Here is a 17,529-nt window from a genome sequence, read left to right as displayed (position 1 = left end):
GGAGGGCTTATGCACACGAGTAGGTTGCAGCGGATCAAGGGAGCGCCACGGGCCGGACTGGCCAGGTTGCCGCTGGCGGCGGCGATTTGCCTGGCCATCGTCGCGCCGGTGCTGGCGCAGGACGCGGGACAGGCCAGCGCGCCCGCGGCGAAGGCGGCGACGAAGGCGAAACCGAAAACCACCACGCTGGGCGAGGTGACGGTGACCGCGCAGAAGCGCACCGAGAACCTGCAGAAGGTGCCGATCAGCATCAACGTGCTGGAGAACGACCAGCTCGAGGCGCTGCACGTGCAGAACTTCAACGACTACGTGAAGTACCTGCCAAGCGTCACCTTCCAGCAGGGCGGCGGCGGCATCGCCACCGGTCCCGGCTTCGCCACCATCTACATGCGCGGCGTGGCCAGCGGCGGCAACACCAACCATTCCGGATCGCAGCCCAGCGTGGGCGTGTACCTCGACGACCAGCCGGTCACCACGATCCAGGGCCCGCTCGACATCCACATGTACGACATCGCCCGCATCGAGGTGCTGGCCGGCCCGCAGGGCACGCTGTACGGCGCCAGCGCCGAGGCCGGCGCGCTGCGCATCATCACCAACAAGCCGGACCCGAGCCGCTTCGCGGCGAGCTACCAGCTCGGCGTCGACGACGTGGCGCACGGCGGCGTGGGCTACACCGGCGAGGGCATGCTCAACATCCCGCTCAGCCCGGCCGCGGCCGTGCGCATCGTGGGCTGGCGCGAGCACGACGCCGGCTACATCGACAACGTGGCCGGCACGCGCACGTTCCCGGTGTCCGGCATCACCATCAGCAATGCCGACGACTGCACGCCGGGGCCGCTGCTGGAGTGCGTGGGGCACGCCCGCAAGCACTACAACGACGCCAACACCAACGGCGCCCGTGCCGCGCTGAAGATCGACCTCAACGACGACTGGTCGATCAGCCCCACCCTCATGGGGCAGCAGACGATCACGCACGGCAGCTTCGCCAGCGATCCCGCGGTCGGCGACCTGGCGGTCACCCACTTCTACCCCGAGCGCGTCGACGACCGCTGGTGGCAGGGCGCGCTGACCGTGCAGGGCAAGATCGGCAACTTCGACCTCACGTACAACTACTCGCACCTCCGGCGCAACCAGGAGGAACAGACCGACTACAACGACTACTCGTTCTGGTACGACACCCTGCTTTCCTACGGCGCCTACATCCACGACAACAGCGGCAACCTGATCAACCCCTCCGAATACATCAGCGACCGCGACCACTACGCCAACGACAGCCACGAGCTGCGCATCGTCTCGCCCAGCGAGGACCGCCTGCGACTGGTCGCCGGCGTGTTCTGGCAGAAGCAGAAGCACGACATCATGCAGGACTACCAGATCAGCGGCCTGGGCAGCGACCTGGCGGTCGCCGGCTGGCCGAACACGATCTGGCTGACCCGGCAGATGCGCTACGACTACGACAAGGCGCTGTTCGGCGAGCTGAGCTACGACATCATCCCCGACACGCTCACCGCCACGGTCGGCGGGCGCTACTTCCGCAGCGAGAACCAGCTGTACGGCTTCTACGGCTTCAGCAAGGGCTTCTCGCCGGGCTCCAGCTACGGCGAGGCGGGCTGCATCTCGAACCAGCCGTTCCTCGGCGCGCCGTGCCTGGATTTCAACAAGCAGGTGAAACAGAGCGGCTCGCTGGGCAAGTTCAACCTCACCTGGAACATCTCGCCCACCGCGATGATCTACGCCACCCGCTCCGAAGGCTACCGCCCGGGCGGCGTCAACCGCGCCGGCGATTTGCCGCCCTACCAGGCGGACTACCTGACCAATCTCGAGCTGGGCTGGAAGACTTCCTGGTTCGACAACCGGCTGTCGTTCAACGGCGCGGTGTTCCGCGAGAACTGGAACGACTTCCAGTTCAACATCCTCGGCCCCAACGGGCTCACCATCATCAAGAACGCGAACTCCGCGCGCATCAATGGCCTGGAGTCGCAGCTGGTCTGGCAGGCCACCTACAACCTGAACCTCAGCGCCGGCGTCGCGTTCTACGACGCCAAGCTGACCGCCAACTACTGCGGATTCACCGGCGCCGACGGCAACCCGGTCACCTATTGTCCCGCCGGCTCGATCAACCCCTCCGATGGTTCGGTGGTGAGCGGGCCGCAGGCGCCGAAGGGCACCCAGTTGCCGATCACGCCGCGCTTCAAGGGCAACCTGGTGGCGCGCTACAGCTTCGACATGGGCGAAAACGAGGGCTTCGTGCAGGCGGCGTTCGTGCACGTGGGGCGGCGCACCAGTGACCTGCGCCTGGAGGAGCGCAGCCTGCTCGGCGACCTGCCTGCGTACAACTCGGTCGACCTGTCCGCCGGTTTCCAGAAAGGCAGCTGGTCGCTGGATGTCTACATGGACAACGCGTTCGACGAACGTGCCGTGCTGTACAAGTTCACCGAATGCGGGGTGACGGTCTGCGGCGCGCACGGGGTGGTGCCGCAGTACCCGAACGGACAGGTCTACACCGGTGTCAGCCAGCCGCGCACGATCGGCGTCCGCTTCAAGCAGGAGTTCTGATCCGACGGCCTTCTGACTGGCGGCCTTGGCCGCCAGTCAGGGCGAGCCACGGACGGCTCGCGCGCCGGCCAAGCGCTTGCGCTTGGCCGGCGGAGCGGAGCCCGAACTGCGTTCGGGCACAGCGAGTCCGGAAAGTGCAGGACAGCACTTTCCGGACATCAGGCACGCGGCTCTCGCTCTGTGATCCACCGCAACCCAGACCCTCGCCCGGCCACCCGCCTGGGTTTTCCATGCGCGTTCTGGTAGCCGCCTGTCCAGTGTCCGCGCACTGTCCGCGGACACCGGCTTCTCATGACACGTCGATTGCAAGTCATGGAAATTACGCCTGTTTTCCCCTGCCGTCGCGCTGGCACGCGTATTGCTGAGCAGAGGACAGGGCCGCACTGTCCGCGGCCGGGGAACGCTCGATGATCCGCGACACTTCCGCTCAAGACCGCATCGTAGAGGTCAAGCCCAACCGCAAGCGCCGCCTGCTGTTCATCGGTGGCGGCGTGGCCTTGCTGGTGGTGCTGGCGCTCGCCATGCCCGGCATCCTCCGCCTGTTCTCGGCCGACGCCTCGGTGAGCGCGTCGCGGCTGGCCTTCGCCACCGTCGAGCGCGGGCCGTTCGTGCGCGACATCGCCGCCGAAGGCAAGGTGGTGGCGGCGAACAGCCCCACGCTGTATGCCACCTACGGCGGCGCGGCGGTGCTGAAGGTGCGCGCCGGCGACACGGTGAAGAAGGGCCAGGTGCTGGCCGTGGTGGACAGCCCCGAGCTGCGCAACAAGCTGGCGCAGGAGCAGTCCAAGGCCGACGCGATGCAGGTGGACTACCTGCAGGCGCAGGTGGACGCGCGCACCAAGCGCGGCGAACTGCAGAAGGCCTACGACAACGCGCAGATCGACGCGAAGAGCGCCGCCAACAACCTCGACCGCGAGCAGAAGGCCTACGCCGCCGGCGCTTCCACCGGAGTCGCGGTCGACAAGGCCAAGGACGACCTGGAGAAGGCGAAGATCGCCCTGACGCACGCCAAGGCCGACCTCGGCATGAGCAACGACAGCCTCAACTTCAACATCCAGGCGAAGAAGCTGGCGCACGACAACCAGATGCTGGTGGTGCAGGACCTGCAGCGCCAGGTGGACGACCTCAACGTGAAGTCGCCGGTGGACGGCCAGGTCGGCCAGCTGTTCATCGCGCCGGTGGCCACCGTGGCGAAGGACGCCCAGCTGCTCAGCGTGATCGACCTCACCGCGCTGGAAGTGGAAGTGAAGGTGCCCGAGAGCTTCGCCCGCGACCTCGCGATCGGCATGACCGGCGAGATCAGCGGCAACGGCAACACCTGGAAGGGCCTGGTCAGCGCGATCTCGCCCGAAGTGGTGAACGGCGAAGTGGCAGCCCGCGTGCGCTTCGAGGGTGCAACGCCGAAGCAGCTGCGCCAGAACCAGCGCCTGTCCGTGCGCATCCTGCTCGACCAGCGCAGCAACGTGCTCACCGTGCAGCGCGGCTCCTTCGTCGACGAATCCGGCGGCAGCTATGCCTACGTGGTCAAGGACGGCATCGCCACCAAGACGCCGATCCGCGTGGGCGTGAGCAGCATCGACAAGGTGGAGATCCTGCAGGGCCTCAAGGAAGGCGACCGCATCGTGATCTCCGGCACCGACAGCTTCAAGGGCGCGCAACGCGTGGCCATCAGCCGGTAAGGACTTTCCCCCTCTCCCGCTTGCGGGAGAGGGGGCCCGCAGGGCGGGAGAGGGTACGGGGCTTGCGTGGATCGTTTCGCAAGCATCGCACCCTCACCCCGACCCCTCTCCCGGCGGGAGAGGGACTTCAAAGAACCATCCACCACCGAGGAACGTGAACCATGCTCAAGATGACCCACCTGTCCAAGGTCTACCGCACCGAAGTGGTGGAGACCTATGCGCTGCGCGACTTCAACATCGACGTGAAGGAAGGCGAGTTCGTCGCCGTCACCGGTCCGTCCGGTTCGGGCAAGACCACCTTCCTCACCATCGCGGGCCTGCTGGAGACCTTCACCGGCGGCGAGTACCACCTCGACGGCATCGAGGTGAGCCAGCTGAACGACAACGCGCGCTCGAAGATCCGCAACGAGAAGATCGGCTTCATCTTCCAGGCGTTCAACCTGATCCCCGACCTCAACGTGTTCGACAACGTGGAAGTGCCGCTGCGCTACCGCGGCATGAAGGCGCCGGAGCGCAAGCAGCGCATCATGGACGCGCTGGAGCGCGTGGGCCTGGCCTCGCGCTTCAAGCATTACCCGGCCGAGCTCTCCGGCGGCCAGCAGCAGCGCGTGGCGATCGCCCGCGCGCTGGCCGGCAGCCCGCGCCTGCTGCTCGCCGACGAACCCACCGGCAACCTGGACACGCAGATGGCCCGCGGCGTGCTGGAGCTGCTGGAGGAGATCCACCGCGACGGCGCCACCATCGTGATGGTGACCCACGATCCCGAGCTGGCCGCGCGTGCCCAGCGCAACGTGCACATCATCGACGGCCAGGTGGTGGACCTCGCCGAGGACCCGCGCTTCCACAACAGCGTGGCCGCCGCGCGCGGCAATGCCAGCCCGGCCTGAAACCGACCGTGACCGTCATCGTCCAAGCCCTCCGCGAGTCCCGCCCATGCGTGTGAAGCTGCTGCCCGTGCTGCTCCTGCTCGCCGTCGCCCCGTTCCCGGGGCACGGCGAGGACCTGATGGATGCCTATCGGCAGGCCGTCGCCAACGACCCGGTGCTGGCCACCGCCGACGCGCAGCGGCTGCTGGTGGCCGAGGGCGTGCCGATAGCCCGTTCGGCGTTGCTGCCGCAGTTGTCCGCCGGGCTGGAGCTGGACCAGATCCACAGCGGCGGCAGCACCCAGACCACCGACAGCAACGGCAACATCGTCGACACCGGAGGCGGCGGTCACGTGCGCGACCGCAACCTCACCGGCAACCTCAGCCAGCCCATCCTCGACCTGTCCGCCATCGCCAACCTGCGTGCGGCGCACGCGGCCGACGACGCGCAGGAGCAGACCTACCGGGCCGCGTTGCAGAACCTGTACGTGCGCGTGGCCAGCGCCTACTTCGGCGTGTTGCAGGCGCAGGACGTGCTGGACATCGACCGCTCCTACGAGGAGTCCTACAAGACGGAGTTCGAGCAGACGTCCGCGCGCTTCAAGAACGGCCTGTCGATGGAGGCGGACGTCAACCAGACCAAGGCGCTTTACCTGTACTACAAGGGCGTGCGGATCAGCGCGGAGGACAGCCTCAAGGATGCGCGCCACGCGCTGCAGCAGATCACCGGCAAGCCGGCCGGCGAGTTGAAGAAGCTGCGCGACGACCTGCCCATGCAGGCGCCGCAGCCGAACGACGAGCAGGCCTGGGTGGACGCGGCGCTGAAGACCAACCCCACCGTGCTCGCCGCGCGCTATGCCGTGAGCAGCGACGAGCACAAGGTGGCGGCGGCGCGCGCCGCCCACCTGCCCACGCTCACCGCCGGGGCGGGCTACAACAAGTTCGGCCAGTGGTCGAACACCATGCCGGGCACGGCCGCCTACGGGCCGGCCACCACCACGGTGGGCCTCACGCTCAACATCCCGCTGTTCAGCGGCGGGCTCACGCACGCGCAGGTGAAGCAGGCGCTGTACCAGCGCGACGCCGACCTCGGCACGCTGGAAAGCCAGCGCCGCCAGGCCGCGCGCGACGCCGCCAACTATTTCAACCTGGTGAAGGACGGCATCGAGCAGGTGGACAGTGCGCGCGAATCGGTGGCTGCGGCGCAGAAGTCGCTGGCCTCGATGCGCGCGGGCTACACCATCGGCACCCAGTCGATGACCAACGTGGTGTTCGCCATCGAGTACGTGGCCAATTCGCAGTTCCAGTACGCCGCGGCCAGGTACCAGTTCGTGCTCGACAAGCTGCTGCTCAAGCAGGCCGCCGGCACCATCGACATGCATGACCTGGAAGCGGTCAACGGGCTGCTGCAATGAGCGGCGCACGCGTCACTTCCCCGGCTTTTTCCCTCTCCCGTGGGGGGAGGGTGCCCGAAGGGCGGGAGAGGGTACGGGCGGAGCGCGGCGTTGCGCACTGGCCGAACCCTCACCCCAACCCCTCTTCCTCGCTCCTCAGAGCAGGGCCATCCATGGCCCTTCCCCGCGTCCGCGGGAGAGGGGCTTGAGCGTGGAGCGCTGAACGATGTTCGCCTACTACTTCCAACTCGGCCTGCGCAGCCTGCGCCGCAACCCCGCCCTCACCCTCCTGATGGTGATGGCGATCGGCTTCGGCGTGGCCGCGTCGATGATCACGTACTCGGTGTTCCGCGCGGTGTCGGGCAACCCGATTCCCGGCAAGTCGGCGCAGCTGTTCACGCCGCAGGTCGACGGTTGGGGACCGCAGCAGAACCGCAAGGGCGAGCCGGCGGAAGCGCTGGACTACATCGACGCGATGGCGTTGATGCGTGCGCACGAGGCGAAGCGCCAGACGCTGCTGTATCCGGTGCAGCTCTCGGTGATGCCGGGCGGCGACCGCGACCTGCCCCTTGCCGCGAACGGTTACGCCGTCTACGGCGATTTCTTCCCGATGTTCGACGTGCCATTCCAGTACGGCAGTGGCTGGCATGCGCAGGACGACCAGGCGCGCAGCGCGGAGGTGGTCATCAGCGGTCAGCTCAACCAGAAGCTGTTCGGCGGCGCCAACAGCGTGGGTCGCACGGTCACCCTCAGTGGCCATGACTACCGCGTGGTCGGCGTGACCCGCCACTGGGACCCCAAGCCACGCTTTTTCGACCTGTTCAGCACCAGTGGTTTCGCCGATGCCTCGGACTTCTACGTACCGCTCACCCGTGCGCTGGACCAGCAGATGCGCACCAGCGGCACCAACAGTTGCCGCGGCAAACTCACCTACACCACCTGGGACGGCTGGCTGCAGAGCAATTGCGTGTGGATCACTCCCTGGGTGGAACTGGACAGTCCCGCCGAAGTCGCAAGCTACCGCAGCTTCCTCGCCAACTACGCCGCCGACCAGCAGCACGCGGGCCGCTTCAACTGGGCGCCCAACGTGCGCCTGCGCGACGTCATGCAGTGGCTCGACTACGAGAAGGTGGTCCCGCCGGAGAGCCGCATCTCGCTGCTGGTGGCGATGGGCTTCTTCCTGATCTGCCTGGTCAACACCATCGGTCTGCTGCTGGCGAAGTTCATGCGCCGCGCCGGCGAGATCGGCGTGCGCCGCGCCCTGGGCGCAACACGCGGCGAAATCTATACCCAGTACCTGATCGAGGCCGGCACGGTGGGCCTGGCCGGCGGCGTGCTTGGCCTGCTGCTCACTGCGGTGGGCGTGGGCGGCGTGGGCGTGTTGTTCCAGCCCGAGATCGCAAGGCTGGCGAAGCTCGATCCGTCGCTGGTGGCGCTCACCCTGGTCGTGGCCATCGTCGCCACCGTGCTGGCGGCGTTCTACCCGGCGTGGCGTGCGGCGCACGTGCAGCCGGCCTGGCAGTTGAAGTCGAGCTGAGGAGAGCGCCATGAATATCCAGATCAGGCCCATCCTCGTCGCGCTGCGCCAGCACAAGGCGGGCACCGCGCTGATTGCGTTGCAGATCGCGCTCACACTGGCCATCGTGTGCAACGCGCTGTTCATCATCAACCAGCGGCTGGCCAACCTGTCCGAGGTCAGCGGCGTCGACGAGGCCAATGTCTTCGTCATCGCCAACCAGTGGGCGGGGGACAAGCCCATGCAGCAGATCGACGCGCAGGTGCGCGCCGACCTGGTCGCGCTGCGGCAACTGTCCAGCGTGCAGGATGCCTCGGCCGCCAGCGGATATCCGCTGCAGGGTCGCGGCTGGGACAACTTCATCACGATGACGCCAGACCAGACCAGGCCGACCACGGATTCGGCGGTGTATACCGGCGACGGGCATTTTCTCGACGCGCTGGGACTGAAGCTGGTTGCCGGCCGCAATTTCCGACCCGACGAGGTGGTCATGGTCGGCGACCAGCAGACCATCATCCCGCCGGTCGCCATCGTGACCAGGGCGCTGGCCGATCGCCTGTTTCCCGGTGGTTCGGCGCTGGGCAGGTCGTTCTACGCGATGGGCACGACGCCGAGCACGATCATCGGCATCGTCGACCGGTTGCATCGGCAGGGCACGGACCAGTGGGACAAGCCCTACGAGGGGCAATCCCTGATATGGCCCATGCGGTGGGACGGCACGATAGGTCCGAACTACATCGTGCGCGCCAAGCCGGGCCAGCTGGCCGAGGCGATGCGCGAGGCACCCAAGGCGCTGTTCGCGCAGAATCGCATGCGCATCATCGATGCCAGGGACGGCGTGCAGGACTACGCCACCATCCGCCAGAAGGCCTATGACCGCGACCGCGGCATGGCGATCCTGATGGGGATCATCTGCGCCGTGCTGCTGGCGATCACCGCCGCCGGCATCGTGGGCCTCACCAGCTTCTGGGTCGGCCAGCGCCGCAAGCAGATCGGCGTGCGCCGCGCGCTGGGTGCACGGCAGCGCGACATCCTCACGTATTTCCTCACCGAAAACTTCCTGATCAGTGCGGCCGGCGTGGTGCTGGGCACCGTGCTGGCGATCGCCTTCAACCTGTGGACGGTGACCCGCTTCGAGATGAGTCGCATGTCGATGGCCTACGTGGGCATCGGCGTGATCGTGCTGCTGCTGCTGGGACAAGGCGCGGTGCTGGCGCCGGCGCTGCGCGCCTCGCGCGTGTCGCCGGTGGAGGCGACGCGCAGCGTGTGAGCCTGGTTTTCTCCCCTCTCCCTTTGGGAGAGGGGCGGGAGAGAGGGTAGGGCGGAGCGTGGCTCTGCCCGCCACCGGGCCCTCACCCCAACCCCTCTTCCGACGGGCGAGGGGCTCAAACAACGGAGAGACGAAATGTTCGCCTACTACCTCGACCTGGCCCTGCGCAGCCTGAAACGCAGCCCCGGCCTCACCGCGCTGATGGTGCTGGCGATCGGCTTCGGCGTGGCCGCGTCGATGACCTCGTGGTCGGTGTTCCGCGCGGTGTCGGGCGACCCGATCCCGTGGAAGTCCTCGCAGCTGTTCGTGCCGCAGGTCGACAACTGGGGGCCGACCGGCCGCAACCCCGACGGCGACCCGCCGAACGCGATGGACTACACCGACGCGACGGCGCTGATGCGCGACCACCGCGCCAGGCTGCAGTCGGCGATGTACCAGATCTCGCCCTCGATCGTGCCCACGGATGCCAGCAAGCATCCGATCAACGTCAGCGGCCACGCGGTGTACAGCGAGTTCTTCCCGATGCTGGAGACGCCGTTCCGGTACGGCAGCGGCTGGAGCGCCAGCGACGACGAAAACCGCGCCCAGGTGGCGGTGATCAGCAGCAAGCTCAACCAGAAGCTGTTCGGCGGCGCCAACAGCGTGGGCAAGAGCGTCAATGTCGAGGGGCGCGACTACCGCGTGGTAGGCGTGCTGGACAACTGGAACCCGCAACCGCGTTTCTACGACGTGGTCAACTCGGGCGGCTTCGACAGCGGCACCGAAGACGTGTTCCTGCCGTTCCAGACCGCCATCCAGGCCAATATCCCGAACGACGGCAACACCAACTGCAACGCGACGCCCAAGGAATCCGGCTTCGTCGGCCTGCAGCACTCCGAGTGCGTGTGGATCGCCTACATGGCCGAGCTGGACGATGCGGCGGCGGTGACGACCTATCGCGACTACCTGCAGGGCTACGCGCGCGAACAGCAGCAGGCCGGCCGTTTCGGCTGGGCGCCGAACAACCGCCTGCGCGACCTGCGCGCCTGGCTGGACAACCAGCACGTGGTGCCCAGCGACACCAAGGTCTCGCTGCTGGTGGCGCTGGGCCTGCTGCTGGTGTGCCTGGTCAACACGGTGGGCCTGTTGCTGGCGAAGTTCCTGCGCCGCAGCGCCGAGATCGGCGTGCGCCGTGCACTGGGCGCGCCGCGCAAGGCGATCTACCTGCAGTTCCTCACCGAGGCCGGCATGGTCGGCGCGGCGGGCGGCGTGCTGGGCCTGCTGCTCACCTGCGCGGGCGTGGCCAGCGTGGGCTGGGTGATGCCGAAGGACATCGCGGCGCTGGCGCGGCTGGACGTTTCGCTGCTGGTGCTCACCCTGCTGGTGGCGGTGGTCGCCACGATGCTGGCCGGGCTGTACCCGACCTACCGTGCCTCGCGGGTGCAGCCCGCGTGGCAGCTCAAATCGAACTGAGGCAAATCATGTCGCCCTCCGTCGTGCATTCCACGCCATACAGCCTCCCCCTTCGCCCTGAGCGCAGGCGCGTAGCGCCGAAGTCGAAGGGCATTGCCTACCAGCCGCTGGCCCCGCGCCCTTCGACTTCCTCGCTCCCCAGGGCGGCGGCCATCCATGGCCGCTCCCCGCGTGCGCTTCGCTACGCTCAGGGCGAACGTTCGGGTGCGCTGGCACGTTGTGTTGCCCATACCTTGTCGAGGAGCGCGCCATGAAACTGCATCCCATGATCGCGGCATTGCGCAAGCACAAGGCGGGCGTGGTGCTGATCGCGCTGCAGATCGCGCTGACCCTGGCGATCGTCTGCAACGCGATCTTCATCATCGGCCAGCGCGTCAGCCGCGTGAACCGCCCCACCGGGCTGGACGAGAGCAACCTGTTCCTGGTCAGCCAGCAATGGGTGGGCGCGCCCAGCGCCGACTCCGCCGACGGCCTGGCCAAGCTCGACTCCATGCAGAAGGAGGACCTCGCCGCGCTGCGCAACCTGCCCGGCGTGGCCTCGGTGGCGCCGATCAACTCGATCCCGCTGCTCAACTCCTCGTGGACCGGCGCCGCCTCGCTCAAGCCGGACCAGGGGTTCAGCAAGGACATGACGCGCACGGCGTACTACTTCACCGACGAGCAGGTGCTGTCCACCCTGGGTCTGCGCCTGGTGGCGGGCCGCAACTTCACCGCGGCCGACGTGCAGAACCACGGGTTCCGCGACCAGTTCGCGCGCCCGGTCGTGATCATCACCCAGGCGCTGGCGGACAAGCTCTACCCGCAGGGCGGCGCGGTGGGCAAGGTGACGTATCTCGACGGCAGCAGCTCGCCCAGCACCATCGTGGGCGTGGTGGCGCGGATGCAGACGCCGGCCACCGGCAGCTGGGGCAATGACTTCGCCTGGAACTCCACCCTGGTGCCGGTGCGGCTGGACGCGAATTTCGCCCGCTACGCGGTGCGCACGAAGCCGGGCCAGCTGGAATCCGTGATGCGCGCGGTGGCGCCCACGCTGTACCGGGTGAACCCGCTGCGCGTGCTCGACGACGACAGCGTGAAGTCATTCGGCGACATCCGCGCCAAGGCCTACCGCGCCGACGTGGGCATGGCGATCCTGATGGGCGTGATCTGCCTGGTCCTGCTCAGCGTCACCGCAGCGGGCATCGTGGGCCTCACCAGCTTCTGGGTCGGGCAGCGCCATCGGCAGATCGGCGTGCGCCGCGCGCTGGGCGCGCGCAAGGTCGACATCCTGCACTACTTCCAGCTGGAGAACCTGCTGATCGCCGGCAGCGGCGCGGTGATCGGCATCGGCATGGCGGTGGGCCTCAACCTGGCGCTGATGCACTACTACGAGATGGATCGGCTGCCGGTGGTCTACACCCTGATCGGCGTGGTGGCGGTGCTGGTGCTGGGCCAGTGCGCCGTGTTCGTGCCGGCGCGGCGCGCCTCCAACGTGCCGCCGGTGACGGCCACGCGCGCGGCGTGAGGTTTTTCCCTCCCCATGCCGGAGAGGATTTCGCTCTGCGCCCCTCTCCCTTCGGGAGAGGGGCCGGGGGTGGGGGTACGGACAGAGTGGGGTGTTGCGCATTAGCCGGACCCTCTCCCCCAACCCCTCTCCCGCAGGCGGGCGAGGGGAGTTCAATCAAGGAGACGTGAAGTGTTCGGCTACTACCTCGACCTGGCCCTGCGCAGCCTGAAGCGCAACCGCGTGCTCACCGCGCTGATGGTGCTGGCGATCGCGGTGGGCATCGGCGCCAGCATGACCACGCTGACGGTGATGCACATCCTGTCCGGCGATCCCATGCCGGGCAAAAGCGCGCATCTGTTCTATGCGCAGGTGGATGCGGATCCCACGCCGCACGGCGGCGATCATCGGGAGCCGCCCGACATGCTGGATTACCGGTCGGCGATGGACCTGTGGGGCGCGCATCGTGCGGATCGCCAGGCGCTGATCGTGGACAGCCAGCTCAAAGTCACGGCACCGAAGGCGAACATGCCGGCACTGATGCTGACCATGTTGGCCACCACCACGGATTTCTTTCCGATGTTCGCCGTGCCGTTCCAGTATGGCGGTGCGTGGACGGCGCAGGACGATGCACAACATGCGCGCGTAGCGGTGATCTCCGCCGACCTCAACGACAAACTTTTCGGCGGAGAGAACAGCGTGGGACGCACCTTGCGCCTCAAGGGCAGCGACGTGCGCATCGTGGGCGTGCTCAAGCCTTGGCGGCCCACGCCGCAGTTCTACACCGTGGTCGGCGGCCGCTTCGCCAACGGCGACACGGCGGGCTACTTCGGCAAGCCCGAAGACGTGTTCGTGCCGTTCCAGAGCGCGCTTGAGATCAACGACGGCGCGTTCCAGCAGTTCAACTGCTGGGGGCAACCGGCCACGCCAGGCCATCTGGAAAACGCACCGTGCAACTGGATCGGCCTGTGGGTGGAGCTTGGCAGCTCCGCCAAGGCCGTCGCGTACCGCGACTTTCTCGACCATTACGCGCAGCAGCAGAAGGCGTTGGGGCGCTTCAGTTACGCCGAAACGCGCCTGCGCGACCTGATGGGCTGGCTAGATTTCAACCACGCCATTCCACGCAACGTGAAGCTGCAAACCTGGTTGGCGTTCGCCTTTCTGGGGATCTGCCTGTTCAACACGGTAGGCCTGTTGCTGGCCAAGTTTCTGCGTCGCGCAGGCGAGTTCGGCGTACGCCGTGCGCTCGGCGCTTCGCGGCGAGCCGTGTTCGCGCAATGCCTCACCGAGGCGGCGCTGATCGGCTTCATCGGCGGCATGGGCGGCTGGCTGCTCAGCCTGCTCGGACTGTCGCTGGTGCGCAGCCAGTCCACGCCCTATGCCGACCTGGCGCATCTCGACGGCCGCATGTTCCTCGTCACCTTCGTGCTGGCGGTGGCGGTGAGCGTGATCGCCGGCGCCTTGCCAGCGCTACGTGCCAGCCGGATTCCGCCGGCGTTGCAACTCAAGACCTTGTGAGGGATCGCATCATGCAGATCAGACCCGTCCTTGTGGCCTTGAAGAAACACCGGCTGGCGACCCTCCTCATCGCGCTGGAGATCGCCTTGGCGTGCGCGGTGCTATGCAACGCGGTGTTCATGATCGCCGGTCGGCTGGCGGCCATGCGACTTGTCAGTGGCGTGGACGAGTCTTCGCTGGGCTTCGTCCAGCTTGAAGGCTTCGATCCGAAAGCCGCCAATGATCTCAATGCGCGCGTGATATCCGGTCTGGGCGCCATCCCCGGCGTGCAATCCGTGCATGTCATCAACTCCGTGCCGTTCGGGCCGCAGGCTGGCGCGTTCGGCGTCACGTTGGATCAGGCCGGCAAGGAGTTTCGTGGCGTTCCCGAGATTTACCTGGGCGAGCCGGGCACGCCAGAGGCTCTTGGGTTGAAACTGGTTGCCGGCCGGATGCCTGGCGCGGAGGATTACCAGACCATACCGGAAGGTTATTTCCCGGCCAGCTCGAATGTACTCGTCACGCGCGCTTTGGCGGAGCGTCTGTGGCTTGGCCAAGATCCGCTTGGCAAGACCTTCTGGACAGGGAAAACCCAGTTCCGTGTGGTCGGCGTGGTCGCGAACCTTTCGGTGCAGCAGTACGACGAGGAGGGTGAGCGCGGGGCGGAGTGGACGGTTTTCGTGCCCGCGAAGCCGGGGCCGCTACTGGCTGGAACCTACCTGATCCGCGCGGATCCGCGCGAATTGAACCGCGTGATGGTCGGCGCCAAGATCGCGCTGGCCAAGATCGCGCCAGACGCCGTGCTGGATCATCAGCAGAGCGACACGCTGCCGGCGTTGCGCGAACGCTTCTTCGCCACCGACCGTGCCATGGCCGGCTTGCTGGTGGGCGTGATCGCCGCGCTGCTCGGCGTCACCGCGCTCGGCATCGTGGGCCTGGCCAGTTTCTGGGTAGCGCAGCGGCGCAAGCAGATCGGCATCCGCCGCGCGATCGGCGCCACGCGTGGCGACATCCTGCGCTACTTCCAGACCGAGAACTTCCTGATCGTCACGCTGGGCATCGCTGTCGGCATGCTGCTGGCCTTCGTACTCAACGCGGTGCTGATGAAGTTCTACGAGCTGCCGCACCTGCCGCTGTACTACCTGCCGGTGGGGGCCCTGGTGCTGTGGGGGCTGGGCCAGCTTGCGGTGCTCGGCCCCGCGCTGCGCGCGGCGGCGGTGCCGCCGGTGGTGGCGACGCGGAGCGTGTGACGGCTTTGCTCCCCTCTCCCTCCGGGAGAGGGGCCGGGGGAGAGGGTACGGGCTGGCCTTGGTGCCGAGCGCCCTCTCCCCCAACCCCTCTCCCGCAGGCGGGAGAGGGGAGTTCAACAAGGAGGCATGGAATGTTCGGCTACTACCTCGACCTGGCCCTGCGCAGCCTGAGGCGCAACAAGGCGCTCACCGCGCTGATGGTGGTGGCGATCGCGCTGGGCATCGGCGCGTCGATGACCACGCTGACGGTGCTGCACGTGCTGTCGGGTGATCCGGTGCCGGGGCGCAGCGGCACGCTGTACTACCCGCAGGTCGACCCGCGCGACAACAGCGGCATCATGCCGGGCGCGGAGCCGCCTATGCAGCTCACCGAGATCGACGGCTTCAACCTGCTGCGCGCGAGACGGGCGGATCGCCAGGCCTTGATGACGGGCGGCGCGGTGCCGGTCCAGCCGGACTCGACCGCGATCGACCCGTTCTACGTGGAGGCGCGCTACACCACGGCGGATTTCTTCGCGATGTTCGGGGCGCCGTTCCGCTACGGCCACGGCTGGGATGCGGCCGACGACGAGGCGAAGGCGCGCGACGTGGTGATCGGCAGCGAGTTGAACGAGCGCCTGTTCGGCGGCGCCAACAGCGTGGGCCGCACCCTGCGCGTGGCCGACAGCCTGTTCCGCATCGTGGGCGTGCTCGACGAGTGGGCGCCCAGCCCGCATTTCTACGATCTCAACACCGGCTCCTACGGCTACGCCGAGCAGGTGTTCATCCCGCTGCGGACGGCGCTGGACCTGCATGTGGACCACAACGGCTCCACCGACTGCTGGGGCAACGGCACCGGCGGCGTGGGCCACATCTATCCCTCGTCGAGTTGCGTGTGGATGCAGTTCTGGGTGCAGCTGGACACGCCGGCCAAGGCCGCCGACTACAAGCAGTTCCTGGTCCACTACTCGGAGCAGCAGAAGGCGCTGGGCCGTTTCGTGAAGGCGCCGAACGTGCGCCTGCGCAACCTGATGCAGTGGCTGGCCTACTGGCAGGTGGTGCCCGACGACGTGCGCGTGCAGACCGGGCTGGCGTTCGGCTTCCTGCTGGTCTGCCTGGTCAACACGGTGGGCCTGATGCTGGCGAAGTTCCTGCGCCGCGCCGGCGAGCTCAGCGTGCGCCGCGCGCTGGGCGCCTCGCGGCGCGCGCTGTTCGCGCAGCTGCTGGTCGAGTCGGGCGTGGTGGGGCTGGTGGGCGGCGTGGGCGGCCTGCTGCTGGCCGTGCTCGGCCTGTGGGTGGTGCGGCACCGGCCTTCCGACTATGCGGCGCTGGCCCACCTCGATCCCGCAATGCTGCTGACCACCTTCCTGCTGGCGCTGGGCGCGAGCCTGCTGGCCGGCCTGCTGCCGGCCTGGCGCGCCTGCCAGGTGGCGCCCGCGCTGCAGCTGAAGAGCAATTGAGGACGGCATGATGGAACTGCGACCGATACTTTCCACGCTGCGCCGGCACAAGGTCACCTCGTGGCTGCTGATCGTGGAGATCGCGCTGACCTGCGCGATCGTGTGCAACGCGGTGTTCATGATCGGCCACCGGTTGCAGCACATGCACATGCCCAGCGGCGTCGACGAACACGCGCTGGTGCAGATCCAGCTGGCCCAGATCGCGCCCACGCCCGACATCTACGCGAGGGCGCGCGAGGACCTTGCCGTGCTGCGGCAGGTGCCGGGCGTGCAGGCGGTGGCGCTGACGAACCAGCTGCCGCTGCAGGGCTCCTCCTCGAACGCCAGCATCAAGCTGGACCCCGCGCAGCGCGAACCCACGCTCAGCGCCGGCACCTACTTCGGCGAGGACATTCCGCAGACCATGGGGGCGCGCCTGGTCGCGGGGCGCAACCTGCGGCCCGACGAGACCGTCAACGCGGACATCGTGGTCAAGGCGCTGGCCGGTGGCAGCACCAAGGGCCTGCCCGCGGTCACCGTGATCACGCAGGCGCTGGCCGACCGCCTGTGGCCGGGGCAGAACCCGCTGGGAAGGATGATCTACCTCACCGACAAGGTTGGCGTGCGGGTGGTCGGCGTGCTGGCCGACCTGGCGCGCGCCAACGCCTACAACGACGCCACCGCGCACTACTCGGTCGTGCTGCCGCTGTTCATGGGGGCGGGCAAGGACCAGAGCTACGTCATCCGCACCCGCCCGCAGGACCGCGAAGCCGTGCTCAAGGCGGCCGTGGTCGCGCTGAAGAAGGCCGACCCGGAACGCGTGGTGACCCGGCAGCGCACCTACGACGAGCTGCGCGAGAAGTTCTTCGCCAACGACCGCGCGATGGCTGGCGTCCTGGTGGGTGTGATCGTGGCCCTGCTCACAGTGACCGCGCTGGGCATCGTGGGCCTGGCCAGCTTCTGGGTGGGGCAGCGCCGCCGCACGATAGGCGTGCGGCGCGCGCTGGGCGCCACCCGCGGCGACATCCTGCGCTACTTCCAGACCGAGAACTTCCTGCTCGCCACGTTCGGCATCGCGCTGGGCATGGTGCTTGCCTACGGCCTCAACCTGTTCCTGATGACGCGCTACGAATTGCCGCGGTTGCCGCT

The 17,529-nt window shown here is 67.8% G+C and carries 12 protein-coding genes; all 12 read left to right on the top strand.

The genetic code is table 11. The features are described from left to right. Positions 1–9 precede the first annotated feature (9 nt). On the top strand, positions 10–2,556 hold the full coding sequence (locus tag ABQJ56_RS08700; RefSeq protein ID WP_367844615.1) for a TonB-dependent receptor: 2,547 nt from the start codon (positions 10–12) through the stop codon (positions 2,554–2,556). Positions 2,557–2,963: 407 nt separating this feature from the next. Beyond that, on the top strand, positions 2,964–4,235 hold the full coding sequence (locus ABQJ56_RS08695; protein ID WP_367844614.1) for an efflux RND transporter periplasmic adaptor subunit: 1,272 nt from the start codon (positions 2,964–2,966) through the stop codon (positions 4,233–4,235). A gap of 161 nt (positions 4,236–4,396) precedes the next feature. Beyond that, a complete protein-coding gene (locus tag ABQJ56_RS08690) occupies positions 4,397–5,122 on the top strand; it encodes an ABC transporter ATP-binding protein (protein WP_367844613.1) in 726 nt (241 codons plus the stop codon). 46 nt (positions 5,123–5,168) lie between these two features. Further along, positions 5,169–6,515: a TolC family outer membrane protein gene (locus tag ABQJ56_RS08685; RefSeq protein WP_367844612.1), complete on the top strand. Its 1,347-nt coding sequence runs from the start codon at positions 5,169–5,171 to the stop codon at positions 6,513–6,515. Between the two features lie 205 nt (positions 6,516–6,720). Beyond that, positions 6,721–8,031 (top strand): ABC transporter permease, encoded by a 1,311-nt coding sequence (locus ABQJ56_RS08680; RefSeq protein WP_367844611.1) that lies wholly within the window; start codon positions 6,721–6,723, stop codon positions 8,029–8,031. A 10-nt stretch (positions 8,032–8,041) separates the two neighbouring features. Beyond that, the gene (locus ABQJ56_RS08675) at positions 8,042–9,280 is read left to right on the top strand and encodes an ABC transporter permease (protein ID WP_367844610.1); all 1,239 of its coding nucleotides are present in this window, start codon (positions 8,042–8,044) and stop codon (positions 9,278–9,280) included. A gap of 135 nt (positions 9,281–9,415) precedes the next feature. Then, positions 9,416–10,732 (top strand): ABC transporter permease, encoded by a 1,317-nt coding sequence (locus ABQJ56_RS08670; RefSeq protein ID WP_367844609.1) that lies wholly within the window; start codon positions 9,416–9,418, stop codon positions 10,730–10,732. A 250-nt stretch (positions 10,733–10,982) separates the two neighbouring features. Further along, positions 10,983–12,236: an ABC transporter permease gene (locus tag ABQJ56_RS08665; protein WP_367844608.1), complete on the top strand. Its 1,254-nt coding sequence runs from the start codon at positions 10,983–10,985 to the stop codon at positions 12,234–12,236. A gap of 171 nt (positions 12,237–12,407) precedes the next feature. Then, complete coding sequence (locus ABQJ56_RS08660) at positions 12,408–13,733, top strand: ABC transporter permease (RefSeq protein ID WP_367844607.1); 1,326 nt, start codon at positions 12,408–12,410, stop codon at positions 13,731–13,733. Between the two features lie 11 nt (positions 13,734–13,744). Next, positions 13,745–14,962 carry an ABC transporter permease gene (locus ABQJ56_RS08655; RefSeq protein WP_367844606.1) on the top strand — a complete coding sequence of 406 codons (1,218 nt, stop codon included), beginning with the start codon at positions 13,745–13,747 and terminating at the stop codon, positions 14,960–14,962. Positions 14,963–15,093: 131 nt separating this feature from the next. Next, positions 15,094–16,401: an ABC transporter permease gene (locus tag ABQJ56_RS08650; RefSeq protein WP_367844605.1), complete on the top strand. Its 1,308-nt coding sequence runs from the start codon at positions 15,094–15,096 to the stop codon at positions 16,399–16,401. A gap of 10 nt (positions 16,402–16,411) precedes the next feature. Continuing rightward, positions 16,412–17,529 (top strand): FtsX-like permease family protein (locus ABQJ56_RS08645; RefSeq protein ID WP_367844604.1); only part of this gene is annotated, 1,118 nt, incomplete at its 3' end.

The sequence above is a fragment of the Rhodanobacter geophilus genome, from assembly GCF_040812275.1.
Classification (GTDB): domain Bacteria; phylum Pseudomonadota; class Gammaproteobacteria; order Xanthomonadales; family Rhodanobacteraceae; genus Rhodanobacter_A; species Rhodanobacter_A geophilus.
Note: the sequence above shows the minus strand (reverse complement) of the source record. Positions and strands in the feature narration are given on the sequence as shown.